This window comes from Brevibacillus sp. B_LB10_24 (assembly GCF_046036945.1).
In the GTDB taxonomy this organism is placed as follows: Bacteria; Bacillota; Bacilli; order Brevibacillales; family Brevibacillaceae; genus Brevibacillus_C.
In genome coordinates this window covers 23909-37559 of record NZ_JBJQOQ010000021.1, presented here as the reverse complement: position 1 = coordinate 37559, position 13651 = coordinate 23909, and the positions used below count along the sequence as shown (strand labels likewise).

Genomic DNA, 13651 nt, shown 5'->3' with positions numbered 1-13651 from the left:
TTTGTGAAATGCTTCGTCATCAAGGCGCTCTGACGAATCGCTTTCCCTCGCATTTTGTCTTATACTGTAGATACATTCTTATTGATTACACTGCTGCTTGAGGTGCAAAGCCAATGGAGGTCTTCTCGAAACTGTACACCGTTTTTTACGGAATCAATATTCTGCTCGCATTGGCGATTATTTTTCTCGAGCGGAAAAATGTCTCTGCCACCTGGTCCTGGCTGATGGTCCTCTTGTTTCTGCCGTTTGTGGGCTTTATCCTGTACATCCTTTTGGGGCAAAATCTGCGCAGGCGCAAGCTGTATAAATTGAATCAGGAAGGCTTTCAATTTGTACAGGGACTGATTACGGAGCAGCAGCGGAAGCTGCAGCAGAGGACATTCGTTTTTCACGACCCAGCCGCGCAGCAGTACCAGGACATCATGGAAATGTACACCAACAGCACATACTCGGTGATAACGCAAGACAACGAAGTAGAGGTTTTTACCAGCGGGCAGGAAAAGTTCGACTCCCTGATCGCGTCTATCGGCGAAGCGAAAGATCACATCCATCTGCTGTACTACATTTTTCGCAACGACAGCCTGGGCAGGGAAATCCTGAAAGCCCTGGTCAGAAAGGCGGAAGAAGGGGTAAAAGTCCGGGTCTTGTACGACGACATTGGCTCGCTGCCGCTGACGAGAAGGTTTTTTGCCGATTTAAAGAAGGCAGGCGGAGATGTGGCCGCTTTTTTCCCGTCAAAAATCCCCTATCTCAATGTCAGGCTTAACTACCGGAACCACCGCAAATTGGCGATTATCGACGGAAAAATCGGCTTCATCGGCGGCTTTAACATCGGCGATGAGTACCTCGGCCTGAACCGCTATCTGGGCCATTGGCGGGACACCCATTTACAACTGCGGGGCAGCGCCGTTCACAGCTTGCAGTCCCAGTTTATTCTCGACTGGAATCTGGCCTCTTCCCGGCCGGTTCCGTTCGAAGCAAATGTCGCCCGGTACTTCCCGGCTGCCGAAAGCAAGGGAAATGTCGCGATGCAGATCGTTGCCAGCGGTCCCAATTCCAGATGGCCGCACATTTTAAACGGGTATTTGCAGATGATCTACGCAGCCAAAGAGAGCATCTATCTGCAAACCCCGTACTTCATCCCTGATGAAAGCCTGCTAAACGCCCTGAAGATCGCTGCCCTGTCCGGCGTAGACGTCAAGATCATGCTGCCCTTCAAATCAGACAACGCCTTGGCGCAGTGGGCCTCCTCCTCTTACCTGGGCGGGCTCTTGGAGTCAGGAGTGAAGTGCTATTACTACGTCAACGGTTTTCTTCACGCCAAGACGATTGTCGTCGACGGAAAAATCGCCTCTGTCGGTACGGCCAATATCGACAACCGGAGCATGAAACTGAATTTTGAGATAAACGCGTTTGTGTACGACACCCGCACTGCTGGAGCGCTGCAGCAGATTTTCCTGCGGGATCTCGAGGACTGCGAAGAGATTACCAAGCTTCGTTACGCGAATCGCTCGACCGCCCTCAGACTGAAGGAATCTGTTTCCCGTCTTTTATCACCGATTATGTAAAAAGGAAGAACGCAGGGAAAACAGCCCCGCGTTTTTTTGCATTAGGCGATGTCTTTTGGCAAATCGGCAATAGGATATTCATTATTCAGATCATATCGTATACATTTTTGAAAAGATCATTGAGCGATCGCTCGATCATAAGAGTCCGTTCTCTACCGCAACGAACACGGAATCGCCAGGATTACCTTAAACAGGCCAGAGGTACGCAATGCTTTAAACCTGGAAGTACTTGAGCTGCTTTCATCCCTCATGGAAGCCGGCCTTTACAGGCAGATAGGAAATCTGACCGAACAAAAACCCGCCTCTTCGCGGAGTGCGGGTTTAGCCGTCGATTAAAATTTATAGATCAAAAAAAACACCCCGATGAAGCCAATGGCGCCAATCACGTAAAACCACGTTAACCGCGTCAGATTTTTCTTCGTCTTTTTTCCGTAATTTTCCTCGTTTTGATTCATCCCGGCGTAGATCGTCCCGATGGCTGCCGCCAGGACGAGGATAAATATCAAGATCATGATGAACATGGTCAGCTCTCCCCTGTTTTTACGTTCCCTGTCTTTTTCTATCTACTATCTTACTTGATTCCTTCAGAAAATAACCATCCAGTTTCCCGATAATTTGACCATCCACTTCACGATACAACCCCTTCTTTTATGAAGGGGTTGGTGTATTTACATCTTTTTGGTTGACGAATTCAGTTAACCAGGCACGCCGTATTTCTTTGTTCGGACAATAGCTGAGCAGATAACTTTCTCCGTCCATGTACTTCTTTTTGATCCATTCTTTATGCTTGTGAAAAAAGGCTTTCTGAAACTCAAGAGGCATCTGCAAAAATTCTTCAAGTGCAGAGGGATTTTGGAGAAAAAACTCCTCATCATAGACCATTTCATTATTTTGACGGCGGTGAAACAGATACATAAACAAGATGACAAGACCGACGTTCACCAAAAAAAGCGTCATCCAAATCCCTCCCCAAAAATCCTTTCCCCAATTATCAGAAGTGTCAGTTTTGCGTATCTATTACTATCTTATCATTTTTTTCCGGTTTGCAAAGCCATTTTCCATGGAAAACGCCGAGAAAACGCTTGTCAATCCGTCAACGGTATAAAAAATCGGCCGGGAACCGTCATCGTTTCCCTGACCGATTGAATGAGAAAGCACATGTGGCTATTTGTTATGCTTGCGGCAGCATGGGGATATCCGGCGGCGGCGTTTGCTCCGCAGGCGGCTGCTTGGTCCCTGCATCCGGCGGATTGCCGGTTCCCGGATCCGGTTTGGACGTTCCGGAGCCGTTCGAATTTCCCTTTGTCCCATCCTGCGTTCCGCCGTTTGCCGACGGGTCTGTCGTATTCTCACTGCCTGGAAATAGCGGAGGCTGTGTATCTGCCGAAGGCTCCTCCGTTTCCTCCGATTTGTCGACAGGTTTCTGCGGTTTCTCCTGTTTCGGCTGTTCTTTTTTCGGAGCCTCTGTTTGGGTTGTCTTCCGGCTGCTGCTCACAGATTTCGTCCCGCTGGCTGTAGCGTTGACGTACTTGCCTGTGGATGAGTCATCCAGCTCGGCGACAGCGGAAGTGAGGCCCATCTCGGTTTGCAGGGTGCTGCGAATCGCCTCCAGATTTTCTTCCGGCAGCAAAGTGTACAAAATGCTGGAATTCCAGTAGGCGCCGCTGTCAAGAACCGTCAGGTTGCTGGAATTGAAACCTTTAAAATCTTTCGCCAATCCCTTTATCTGGCTGGGAGAAAGATCGGTTTTCACGTTTTTCAACGCAACGTCGATCACATTAAAGAGTTTCGTAAAGCCCTCCGGAGAGGTCATTTTATCCAGTACGGCCTTGATCACTTCCTGCTGGCGCCGGTTGCGGTCAAAGTCGCTGGAATAGTAATTGATTCCGCGGTCGTCGTGACGGTGCCGGACGTAGTCCAAGGCGTTCTTGCCATTTAACGTCTGGAGACCCGGCTGCAAATTGATGGTAGTCCCGTCTGTGGGGTCGTGGTAGACCATTCGGCGGTCAACGTTCACTTCTACCCCGCCCAATTCGTCAATGATCGATTTAAATCCGTTAAAATCAACCGTTATGTAGTGCTGTATCGGAATGCCCAGCATCTGCTCCAGCGTCTTTTTGGTTAGGGTCACGCCGTTTTCCGTAGGCACCTTGCCGTTACGTTCATCCCGGCGGCGCTCCGACTCTCCATAGGCGAAGGTGGAGTTTATTTTGTAATAGCCGCTGTATCCGGGAATTTTTACCCGCGTATCCCGCGGGAGGGAAAGCAGTTGGACATTTTTGGTCGCCGGATTGATCACCGAGACCATCATGACGTCCGTATTGAGCGACCCGGTCTCCTCTCGCGAGTCAAACCCCAACAGGACGATCGACATCGGTTTCTCAGGTTCATAGGTCTTGTTTACTGGGGCATTTGGTTCTTCATACGGGTTTTCAACACTCTCGATCGCCTGGTTCAATTTCCAATAAACTGCACCGGCGGCACCGCCGACCAGCAGAATCGCAAATAATACAAATAGTGTGACCATCCGGCGAAACTTTTTGCGCCGTTTCTGCTTTGCACGCTTATCCGTCTGCACGGCAGAACCGTTTGCGGGCGGTTTTGGCATCAGGTATTCATCTCCTTGGCTTGTAAGTACACGAGCAAACGTTATGTATGTGCATTTGCGCATTGTCAGATGATTCGACAAGATAGTACCGGAGTTTCACATGTCAAAAACTCGTTGCTATTATACCATGGGATTGACTTTATTTGTAGAAAAAACTACAAAAAACAAGACGATTGCCCGCGCCCTCTCTCTTAAGAAATGGAACAAATCCTATCATGGAGGGCTTTGCAAACAATCGCTCAAGATTTGCGTTTCTCTTAAACTTTTTTCGACATCAGGCTGTCGAAGAACGGGTTGCGCCACTCCATGAGGACCGCGTGATTGCAAGATTCCTCATCGTCAAGGTAATTGGCCATCACCTGAACCGGTCTGCGTCCGCACCGCAGAAGAAACGTCATCACCGGGTCGGTCCATTCGCCGGCAGCCACCTTGTCCACATAAGTCTGGACATCGTATTGATCAGCCAGTTTGTGGTACCCGGGGATGCGCCCGCCGCCGAGCACTCGGGCCAAGCCCATATGTACCGTCACATAGTAGACGGCCTGCATTAACAAGCGGCCAAGGCCGAGAGAGCGGTATTGGGGCATTACGCTGACATCGACGATGTAAAAGCTGTCTCCGGACGGATCGTGGTTGCGGATGTAGCCGTTATCGGTGATCTCTGACCAGGTGTGGGGTTCTCCCGGATGGTAGCGGACGATCAAGCCGGTAATCGAGCCGACCACCTTGCCGTCGTGCTCCACGCAGATCGCTCCTTCCGGAAAGTGGCGCACATGGCTTTGAATCTGCTCTTTTGACCACAAAAGCTCTTGAGGGAACGGTTCGGGAAAACACTCGCGCTGCACCTGGAAAAGCGCCGGAAAGTCCTCCACCTGGTAGTTTCGCACCAGCAATTCGTACGGCTTGTCTTGATAGACGACGTGACGGTAACGCAAGGTCCATCCTCCTTTTGGCAATTCATGTTCGGTTTCTTTTATCTTACTCGATTTTGTATTTCTCTCAACTGCCGGCGTTTGCTATGATTAAAGAAAAAACATCACAAAGGAGTGGAACTTGAGTGCCCAGCATTCGCATTGGAGCCGTGCAGTACAAGATGAAACCGATCAGTTCCTTTGAGCAGTTTGCCGAGCAGGCTGAAAGCCATGTTCAGGTTGGGGCTGACTTTGGGGCAAAATTTTTGTTGTTCCCTGAGCTTTTTACCACGCAGCTGCTCTCGATCACACCCGACCGTGACCCGCTGCGTGCGATCCGCTCACTGGACGCATATACGGAGGCGTATATTGAACTTTTTACCCGGCTCGCCAAAGAGCACAGCATGTACATTATAGCAGGCACACACGTCGGTTCGCTGGAGACAAGACCCGGGCTGTACAACGCCGCTTACCTGTTCGCTCCAGACGGAAGCCGGCAGGTTCAGGAAAAAGTACATCTGACGCCGACGGAAAAAAGCGATTGGAAGCTGGACGCCGGCGATGTCTTCCGCGTCTTCGAAACGGAGTACGGCAAGATCGCGATCGTCATCTGCTACGATATCGAGTTTCCCGAAGCGGTCTCTACAGTCGTGCAAAAAGGAGCGGAACTCCTCTTCTGCCCTTCGTGCACAGACGACGAGCAGGGTTTTCACCGCGTCCGCTTCACCTCCCACGCCCGCACGATCGAGCACCAGGTATCCGTAGCGGTAACGGGAACGGTAGGGTATCTCCCGAATGTCCGCTACATGGAGAGCAACGTCGGGCAAGCGGCTATTTTGGTGCCGTGCGACGTTCCTTTTCCGCCGCAGGGCATCGTAAATCAAGGGATTAAAAACGAAGAGATGGTGATTTTCGGCGACGTCGACCTGTCTACGCTGCGGGAGATTCGGGAGAACGGATCGGTCCGGCCATGGCACGACCGTCGTCCGGACGTATATGGAAAGTAGTGCGATCACAGCGTCAAAAGACGCCAGCCAGACGGTGTACCGGGTCCTGTTCGCCGTCAGTCTGGCCCACCTGTTAAACGACAGCGTACAGGCGGTGATCCCCGCCGTCCTGCCGATTCTGGAAAAAAACCTGGTGCTCAGCTACTTGCAATTGGGGGTCATCCTGCTGGTCATGAATGTGACGGCTTCCATCCTTCAGCCCGTGATCGGCTACATCTCGGACCGCTTTCCCCTGCCGTTCGCGATGCCGATCGCCATGCTGGTATCAGGACTGGGCATGTTCACCCTGGCCTTTACCCAAAACTACCTGCTGCTGTTGGTTGCCGTCGGGATGGTCGGGATCGGCTCGGCTGTCTTCCACCCGGAGGCATCCCGCGTCGCCCACAAAGCGTCGGGAATCCAGCGGGGGCTCGGGCAATCCATCTTTCAAGTTGGCGGCAACGTCGGACAATCGCTGGCCCCGCTGATGACCGCACTCGTCTTTGTCCCCTTGGGGCAAGGGGGAGCCGCGTGGTTTACCGCATTGGCGACGATTGCCGCGGGAGTGCTGGTCTACATCGCGTTTTGGTCGCGGGGCCAGCAACGGCAAAACAAGGCGCAAAAGCGGGAAGTCCGGCTGTCCCATATGAACAAGCGGATGATCGCTCTTAGCCTGGTCGTGGTGATCGTCGCGGTCCGCTCCTGGGTGGTGGCCGGCTTGCAAAGCTTCTACCCGCTGTTTTTGATCAAGACGTACGGCCTGCAGATCAATCAAGCCCAAATATTCGCTTTTCTGTTCTTGCTTGCCGGTGCCATCGGAACGTTTCTCGGCGGGCCGATCGGAGACAGATTCGGCAAACGCAATCTTTTGATCATCTCTACTGTTGGAGCGCTGCCGCTCACCCTGTTGATTCCGTACGCACATGGCATCTGGGCGTATCCGCTGCTGTTCCTGACCGGATTTATCCTGTTGTCCAATTTTTCCGTCAGTGTGGTCTACGCCCAGGAGCTGCTGCCAGGCCGTGTCGGCACTGTTTCCGGATTGATCATCGGCTTCGCTTTCGGCATGGGCGGTCTGGGTGCGACAGTCCTCGGCTACCTCGCCGATCTCCACGGTCTTATGTTTATCATGCTGCTCTGTTCCGCTCTTCCGCTTTTGGGAGCACTCGGCTTGTTCCTGCCAAAAGACGCTGCGCTTGACGAGTGGGAGAAGGCAGCGGCATAAAACTTTTTCAGCAAAAAAACAGGTCTGGAGCACAAGCCCCAGACCTGTTTTGCTTTAGACCAGCACACCGCTTCCCAATCCGAGCAGCCTGCTGACGGCAGGAGGGTACAGCTCCGGCGTTCCAAACAATCGCCACTCGCCATCCTCCATTTGGCCGATCAGCCCCGAAAGCATCCAATCCTGTTCAATGTGAAGTTCATCCGGACGGTTCAAGTGAAGGGTGATTTCCTGCGAGCCGCTTCGTCTGGCGAGCCAGCCGGAATCTTGCCTGACAACGATCAGCAGCTGCTCTTCCATAGCCTCCTGCGGCTCCATCTGCTGATCCTGCAGATGGCGAACCGCTTCTTTTTGCAGGATCGTCCGCTGCCTGTACGCTTCCGCCAGGTCATCCTTCAGCTCGGTGAGCAGCGGCTGCATCTTGCTGTACAGTGCCGTGTTGTGCTGTTTATCCAACCACTTGAAGAACGCGGCCAGCACCGACAACAGATTGGCGGCCAGCGTCTTGGTGGGCGCGTCTACCCGTTCGTATATATCGTGTACGAGGAAGTACGCCACTTCGCCAGGCTGCAGGGAAGTCCATGCAAACGCAGGTCCAAACGCCGCGCGCACAAATGAGCGGAACAGGCTCATCACCTCGTCGTACTTCCTCACTGTCGCCTCCGATTTGCCCTCAGTTATCTCCGCGACAAAGCGCGTGATCTCCTTCAGCAGCTCAGGGCGGACGGTATAGGTGCTCTCCGGAAGTCCTTTCAGCAGCGGACGGGCGAGCAAATCAGCGAGATGTACCGCCTTGCTCGGAAGGTGGAGGCGCGGCCTGATCATGCCGATCTCCATAAAGCGGCCCGGCCCCTGTCCCTTCGCTCCGTCATTCTCCACTTTTTGGACCAACGACAGCAGCTTTTCCTTCATCGCCGGCGCCTCGGATGCAGCAGCCTGAAGCGGTGCCAGGCCATCCAACCCCGCTGCCGGGGTAACCAGCCACTTTTCCGCAAAGTACGTTCGCACCGCCCACATCAACACTTTCTGCGGCAAGGTCGGCTGGCTGGTGATAAACACAGTCCCCCGGGTCAACCTGCCATTGGTCGATGTCAACCGCTGTATCGCTGCTTCCTCAAGCGGCTGTGGCAGCTGCAGCTTCTCCGCTGCGTCCTCCACCTCGGGAGCAAATCCCTCCAGGATCAGCTGTCCGCCTGCCAGGAGCAGCTCTGCCGATACCTCGTGCAGCGCCAGCAGCGTATTGTTTAACTCGGAGAACAGGTACTCCTCCTTGTAAGGTGCGTACACCCAAATTTCTTCATCCTCATCCTGCATCTTCAGCTCGAAATCCGCAAGCGACCCCAGCTGTTTTCTCAGGTCATCCGGTTGCGGACAGCTGTACACTTTGCGGATCAAACTGTCCTGATCCCCGGCAGCATGAGTCTCGATACTGGTTTCCAGGATCAGGCGGTACAGAGCCAGCGTACGGGCTCCCCTCGTATGTTCGCCCTTCAGCAGAGCCAGCAGCGGCTGCTTGAACTGCGCCTGGAGAATCAGGCTGCCTGCGTACAACAGGTCTCTTGCGCCCATGTTTAACAAACGCCCCAATAAGATTTGTCCTGGTTCGATTGCTAGATCCTTGGCATCGACGATGTAATGAAGATTTCCGGTAAGCAGATGTCGAACGGTCAGCACTTCCGCGCCGATTTCCTCCAACTGATACGCATCGAGTATAAGGCCGCGCAGCGCTTCCTTCAGGTCGCCCTCCATCCGCCTGCCCTCGTGCTGAAGAAACCGCTCTAACAATGCGGGGCCATTCGTCTGGTCGTCGAACACGAACCAATTGAAAAAGTGAACCGTCCACTGCGGATTGACACTCTCCTGAGCGCTCAGGCCCGCTTCGCGTATGAAGCGCTCTCTCGCCTGATCCAATGCTGCCTCCTGCGTCACGGCAGAGACGTATCTGTTTAAACGCTCTTGCCATGAGGACAGTTGTTTGCGCATTTTTTGCTCGCGAGCGTAACGGATTTGGGTAATCGGAGTCACGACCCCGCAGCATCTTTTGTATTTCTTTCCGCTTCCGCATGGACAAAGCTCGTTTCTTCCGACTGACATGGGGTGGTTCTCCTTTCTTCCCGCCACAAAAGCTCGGGAATAACGACAATCCTCTTGGACAAGAGGTTGTTTACAAAAGTCGAGCTGCCTAATCGATGCCCAATTCGTATTCCAGTTCCCAGCGGAGCACAAACTGCTCAAGCTGCTGAGCAAGCCGTTCAATCCGCTGTTTTTCCAGAATGCAATCGGCAATCGCGGCCAACTCGCTAGAGGCAAATAACTGAACAACTTCGCTTTCCATTTCTGTTAGCCGAGCCCGGTATGTGGCAATGATTTCACGCAAAATGTCAAATCTCTGCTCCAAACGAAAAAGGGGCTCGGTCGTGATCATCGCTGCTCCAGCCCGGCCAGCACCTGGGCAATCCCGTGCGCCGCCTGTTCATTTTTATGTTTCTCATTCATCAGGATTTCTATCGCCTGCATATTGCTCTGTTGAAAGTGGGCAATGACCTCCCGGGACATCTCCTCGTTGCGTCCCTCCAGCAGGGAAGTCGCCCGCTTCAGCAATTGCTGAACTTCCTCCAAAACCGATGCATGTGTCGTATTCACAGGGGTTTCCTCCTCTTGTACGGCAGCTGCCGCCGTTTCTTGTTTCGCTTGTTCAACCTCAGCCGTGCCAGTGTCGGCTGTCTGGCTCGCTTCCTCATGGGACAACGCGAAGTGCAGCATATCCTCTTCGATCCGAAAGCGATCGTCCAACTCGGGAATGAAGATATATGATTTGCCTGTAAGGCCCATTCCTTGTTCGAGCATGTACGGTATCGTCCGCAGGGGAACCCGTTCGATCTGATTCGTCTGGACGTATGCGTATACCTCGTCGTTTATCAGTTTCCACTCGGTTAAATACCAGCGGTTGTCCCCCTGGTACTGCACAAACCGAGGATCTCGTTCCAACACCAGCAAACGGCTGATCTGGTTCCAGGAAAGATTGGTCTGCTTACGCAGCTCGCGGATGATTTGTTCGATCGATTTGGGCGACCGCGTAGCAGTCAAAAACCGATAGGCCAAATCGAACACCTGGTGCGGCTGATAAGCCAACTCGACGATGGCTTCAGTTCGTCCTGCCTTCACCGGCGATTGCGCCATCTGAAGAACCTTGGAAAGAAGCTCTGAACTGTCACCTGTCAATCCTTCCGCATGCAAGCTTTCGTCAAGGCGTTCCAGCACTTCGTTCCGCGGCAAGGAACGCTCCCCAGACCGAAAGACTTTCTTGATCATACTTGCTGGCGTGCAGTTTGGCCGTTTCATATGCATTCTCCTCATACTGCCAAGTCTATTCCAAGCAGCTTGGAATACATTAATATTCTACACGAGTGCCAAAACTCCTACAGAATCGGGCTATTTTTTGCAAAGAACCAGCAGACGGCCAAGAGGAGCAGTCCCAATAACTGCCCCCTCGCCGGTTTTTCGGCTAGTACCCCCGCCAGACTTTTCTCCGCAGCGCCGGAGCGTATACCCACTCTTCGTCTTCCGCTTGTTCGCTCTGGACATTGGCCAGTGCGTTCATTTTGCTGTCGATTTGATCGAGGTAGTGAAACAGCACGGCTGTCGGGGTTTTTCCCGATACAGCGCTGCCCCAGCCGTTTTCTACGTCGCCGTGGTGACTGAGAATGCAGTGCTTCAAGTGCAACACTTCATTGTTTTCCAAATCAATTCCCAGTGCCAGGCACGCCCGGGTGACCAGCTCCACCCCCATCACAAGATGGCCGATAAGCTGTCCCGGGGTCGAATACTCCGGTGCGATCGGATCGGATAACTCGTACAGCTTTCCGATGTCGTGCAGGATGCAGGTGGCGTATAGCACGTCCTTGTCCACCTGCGGATAGAGCGGCAGCAGCTTTTCCGCGGCTCTCAAGAGCGACAGCGTATGTTCGAGCAGGCCGCTGTAGTAGTGGTGATGCATTTTGATTCCGGCAGGAAAACTGCGCAGCCTCCCCTTCAGCTCTTCGTCGGAAATCAGTTCGGCTACGATCGCCCGCAAGACGTCGCTTTTCAGCTCGGACGCGTACGCCATCAGGCTTGTCCACATCTCCTCAAGATCCCCTTTGGCGACGGGAACCAGGGATTGGATCTGTACGTCGTCCGCCTCCGAGGCCAGCCTGATCCGTTGGACGACCAACTGTTTTTTCCCCCTGTAGCTCTGAACGACCGCATCGATCTTGACGATCGATTTTACCTGAATCGTCTCCTTCACTTCTTCCGATACGTCCCAGATCTTGGCGTTCAGGCTGCCGGAGCGGTCGCACAGCTCCAGATTCATGTATTCGCTCTGATTGCTGGCGATGCCCACCTCTCGGCTCTTCACCAGGCAAAAGGCAATGATTCGTTCCCCTTCCTCACAGTCAAGCAAACAAGTCACGCTTTATTCTCCTCCTCCCCGAGGGTTCTATTTTTTTCCAAACAGCAGATTCTCTATTTTTCTCCGCACTCTTTTCCCGATCAGTTCGTCTGCCTGTTTGACGACCCTGGTGATCACTTCAAGCAGATCCTCCTGGCCGTTCCAGTGTTCGCCCACGATCTTGACGTCGACGTCGACGAGGATGGAACGAAGGGCGAAGACAGCCAGTACGACGTCATCGATGAGCCCCAGCGGGCCTATGATCGCTTCCGGAATAAAATCGACCGGGGAGATGAAATAGGCGACGGCCACCCCGGCGAGCGTTTTCGCCCCAATCGGCACCCGCTTGTCCCGCAGCAGACGTGCAAGCAGCACAAACAGATCCGGAGCCAGCAGAATAAAGCCGGCGGCGTTTTCGCCAAGTCCGCGGTCACGGATAAATTTTTCTATCTTAGCCCGCAGCTTGTCGTAAAATCGCTGATGCTCCTTCGGCAGCTCGATCGGGACAAGTTCGTGTGAACCGCGCGGAACGGGCAGGTTGGGATTGGTTTTGGCTTCATGCTGATTGTTTTCATTCACTGTGATCCCTCCTGTTCTGGTTTAGGCAGCGACTTCTTTTTCGACATCTCTTTCTTCCGGTATTGGCTGTACATGGCCGAGCCGACGATAGCCACGATGACCGCCAGGAAAACCGCCGCCAGGTTGTGCGACACAAAGGCAAACACCTGCTCCCAGCGTTCACCCAGCTGCCAGCCGAGCGTCACGAACAGCACAGTCCACACCAGCCCTCCACCGTACGTCAATAGCACAAAGGTCGGAAAAGGCAGCTTCGTGATGCCGGCGAAGTAAGCCGTAAACTGACGGACCCCGGGGATGAAATAGCCGATTGGCAGGATCCACTTGCCGATCCGGTTAAACCATTCCTCTGTCCGTTTATACCATTTGTAACCAAGCCCCAAGCGGCTTCCGTAACGTTCGATAAACGAGTAGCCAAGCAGGCGTCCGATCCAATAGGCCGCCGTCATCGCGCTGATCGAGCCCAGGTAACAGGCGATCAAGGCCGGCAGATAGGAAAGCTTTCCGGTCGAAACGAGAAAACCGGAAAAGACCAGGAGCGTTTCTTCCGGCAGCGGCATGCCGAGAATGCCGAGAAAAAACAGCAGGTATAAGGCTACAACCCCGTATTCGGAAATGTAGTCCCCGAATGTTTGCACCAGCTCCTCCAACCATGTCACCACTCTTCACACGTATGATTCCTTCATTATGCCAAATCATTATGAGAAATCAAAGTGCATCCGGCCGGCCCATTTTCCAGAATAATTATGAATACCGCCGTGGCTTATGGCGGTCCTATCGGTTATAATGAGAGTAATCGACAGAAACACCGTGAGGAGACAAGCCATCATGTGGAGAAAGATCTACCGGAAACTGAAGTACGAATACTATAAGCTGATTCGCATGAAGGGCGCCCCCTCCTTTATCGCCAGAGGCTTTTCCGTTGGTATTTTCATCGAGTTCATCACACTTCCTACGTTCGGCTTGGCATTCATTCTGCTGTATCCCATGAACCTCCTGTTCCGCTCCAGTTTTTCCGCCTCACTGATTGGATTCGTCATCGGGAAAATCGTGCTCCCGATCTTCATGGCAATCAATTATAAGCTTGGCAGTACGTTGATCGGCAAACTTTTGGAAGAACATATCAAACACAACAACGAATCCGTTTCCAGATGGGTGGCCTGGGTTCAAAGGAGTCTCGTCTACTTTACCGGAAGCGCCGTGATGGGATTTTTTGTCGCAATCGGAAGCTTTTTCCTCGTTTACGCCGGACTGCAGTGGTATCGCAAAAAACGTTCGCGCCGCTCGCTTGCCCCTGGAAAAGTATAGGACCAAAAAAAACCGAAACGACCGGAACCCCTAAGGTCCG

Annotated in this window: 14 protein-coding genes; 4 read left to right on the top strand and 10 right to left on the bottom strand. The window is 53.0% G+C overall.

The window, feature by feature from the left end:
• The first annotated feature begins 113 nt into the window (after positions 1-113).
• Positions 114-1568 carry a cardiolipin synthase gene (gene cls / locus ACI7RC_RS18025; RefSeq protein WP_408109597.1) on the top strand — a complete coding sequence of 485 codons (1455 nt, stop codon included), beginning with the start codon at positions 114-116 and terminating at the stop codon, positions 1566-1568.
• A 332-nt stretch (positions 1569-1900) separates the two neighbouring features.
• On the opposite strand, the gene ACI7RC_RS18020 is transcribed toward cls, so the two are convergent.
• The 4 genes from ACI7RC_RS18020 to ACI7RC_RS18005 all read right to left on the bottom strand — a co-directional run bounded on the left by ACI7RC_RS18020 (position 1901) and on the right by ACI7RC_RS18005 (position 5111).
• A complete protein-coding gene (locus tag ACI7RC_RS18020; RefSeq protein WP_408109596.1) occupies positions 1901-2089 on the bottom strand; it encodes a hypothetical protein in 189 nt (62 codons plus the stop codon).
• A 127-nt stretch (positions 2090-2216) separates the two neighbouring features.
• Complete coding sequence (locus tag ACI7RC_RS18015; protein WP_408109595.1) at positions 2217-2525, bottom strand: hypothetical protein; 309 nt, start codon at positions 2523-2525, stop codon at positions 2217-2219.
• Between the two features lie 214 nt (positions 2526-2739).
• Positions 2740-4176 carry an LCP family glycopolymer transferase gene (locus ACI7RC_RS18010; RefSeq protein ID WP_408109594.1) on the bottom strand — a complete coding sequence of 479 codons (1437 nt, stop codon included), beginning with the start codon at positions 4174-4176 and terminating at the stop codon, positions 2740-2742.
• A 257-nt stretch (positions 4177-4433) separates the two neighbouring features.
• Complete coding sequence (locus ACI7RC_RS18005; protein WP_408109593.1) at positions 4434-5111, bottom strand: GNAT family N-acetyltransferase; 678 nt, start codon at positions 5109-5111, stop codon at positions 4434-4436.
• A 122-nt stretch (positions 5112-5233) separates the two neighbouring features.
• Here ACI7RC_RS18005 and ACI7RC_RS18000 point away from each other — a divergent pair, with 122 nt between their 5' ends.
• Both ACI7RC_RS18000 and ACI7RC_RS17995 read left to right on the top strand, forming a co-directional pair.
• A complete protein-coding gene (locus ACI7RC_RS18000) occupies positions 5234-6094 on the top strand; it encodes a carbon-nitrogen hydrolase family protein (RefSeq protein WP_408109592.1) in 861 nt (286 codons plus the stop codon).
• Positions 6084-7298 (top strand): MFS transporter, encoded by a 1215-nt coding sequence (locus tag ACI7RC_RS17995; RefSeq protein ID WP_408109591.1) that lies wholly within the window; start codon positions 6084-6086, stop codon positions 7296-7298. The genes ACI7RC_RS18000 and ACI7RC_RS17995 overlap by 11 nt, the downstream gene beginning before the upstream one ends.
• A 54-nt stretch (positions 7299-7352) precedes the next feature.
• Here the strand turns inward: ACI7RC_RS17995 and ACI7RC_RS17990 are convergent, their stop codons facing one another.
• From ACI7RC_RS17990 to ACI7RC_RS17965, 6 genes are all read right to left on the bottom strand, one after another.
• Complete coding sequence (locus tag ACI7RC_RS17990; RefSeq protein WP_408109590.1) at positions 7353-9389, bottom strand: SEC-C metal-binding domain-containing protein; 2037 nt, start codon at positions 9387-9389, stop codon at positions 7353-7355.
• An 88-nt stretch (positions 9390-9477) separates the two neighbouring features.
• Entirely contained in the window at positions 9478-9720 is a 243-nt protein-coding gene (locus ACI7RC_RS17985; protein ID WP_408109589.1) for a hypothetical protein, read from the bottom strand.
• Positions 9717-10637, bottom strand: coding sequence for a hypothetical protein (locus tag ACI7RC_RS17980; protein ID WP_408109588.1), 921 nt, complete (start codon positions 10635-10637; stop codon positions 9717-9719). The genes ACI7RC_RS17985 and ACI7RC_RS17980 overlap by 4 nt, the downstream gene beginning before the upstream one ends.
• Positions 10638-10800: 163 nt before the next feature.
• A complete protein-coding gene (locus ACI7RC_RS17975; protein ID WP_408109587.1) occupies positions 10801-11748 on the bottom strand; it encodes a 3'-5' exoribonuclease YhaM family protein in 948 nt (315 codons plus the stop codon).
• Positions 11749-11775: 27 nt separating this feature from the next.
• The gene (locus tag ACI7RC_RS17970) at positions 11776-12306 is read right to left on the bottom strand and encodes a YkvA family protein (RefSeq protein ID WP_408109586.1); all 531 of its coding nucleotides are present in this window, start codon (positions 12304-12306) and stop codon (positions 11776-11778) included.
• A complete protein-coding gene (locus tag ACI7RC_RS17965; protein WP_408109656.1) occupies positions 12303-12953 on the bottom strand; it encodes a DedA family protein in 651 nt (216 codons plus the stop codon). The genes ACI7RC_RS17970 and ACI7RC_RS17965 overlap by 4 nt, the downstream gene beginning before the upstream one ends.
• A 178-nt stretch (positions 12954-13131) precedes the next feature.
• Here ACI7RC_RS17965 and ACI7RC_RS17960 point away from each other — a divergent pair, with 178 nt between their 5' ends.
• The gene (locus tag ACI7RC_RS17960; protein ID WP_408109585.1) at positions 13132-13611 is read left to right on the top strand and encodes a DUF2062 domain-containing protein; all 480 of its coding nucleotides are present in this window, start codon (positions 13132-13134) and stop codon (positions 13609-13611) included.
• Positions 13612-13651: the final 40 nt, after the last annotated feature.

Coding starts and splice junctions, on each gene's coding strand:
- cls (WP_408109597.1), top strand. CDS start 114: ATGGAGGTCTTCTCGAAACTGTACACCGTTTTTTACGGAATCAATATT.
- ACI7RC_RS18020 (WP_408109596.1), bottom strand. CDS start 2,089: ATGTTCATCATGATCTTGATATTTATCCTCGTCCTGGCGGCAGCCATC.
- ACI7RC_RS18015 (WP_408109595.1), bottom strand. CDS start 2,525: ATGACGCTTTTTTTGGTGAACGTCGGTCTTGTCATCTTGTTTATGTAT.
- ACI7RC_RS18010 (WP_408109594.1), bottom strand. CDS start 4,176: ATGCCAAAACCGCCCGCAAACGGTTCTGCCGTGCAGACGGATAAGCGT.
- ACI7RC_RS17995 (WP_408109591.1), top strand. CDS start 6,084: ATGGAAAGTAGTGCGATCACAGCGTCAAAAGACGCCAGCCAGACGGTG.
- ACI7RC_RS17990 (WP_408109590.1), bottom strand. CDS start 9,389: ATGTCAGTCGGAAGAAACGAGCTTTGTCCATGCGGAAGCGGAAAGAAA.
- ACI7RC_RS17985 (WP_408109589.1), bottom strand. CDS start 9,720: ATGATCACGACCGAGCCCCTTTTTCGTTTGGAGCAGAGATTTGACATT.
- ACI7RC_RS17980 (WP_408109588.1), bottom strand. CDS start 10,637: ATGAAACGGCCAAACTGCACGCCAGCAAGTATGATCAAGAAAGTCTTT.
- ACI7RC_RS17960 (WP_408109585.1), top strand. CDS start 13,132: ATGTGGAGAAAGATCTACCGGAAACTGAAGTACGAATACTATAAGCTG.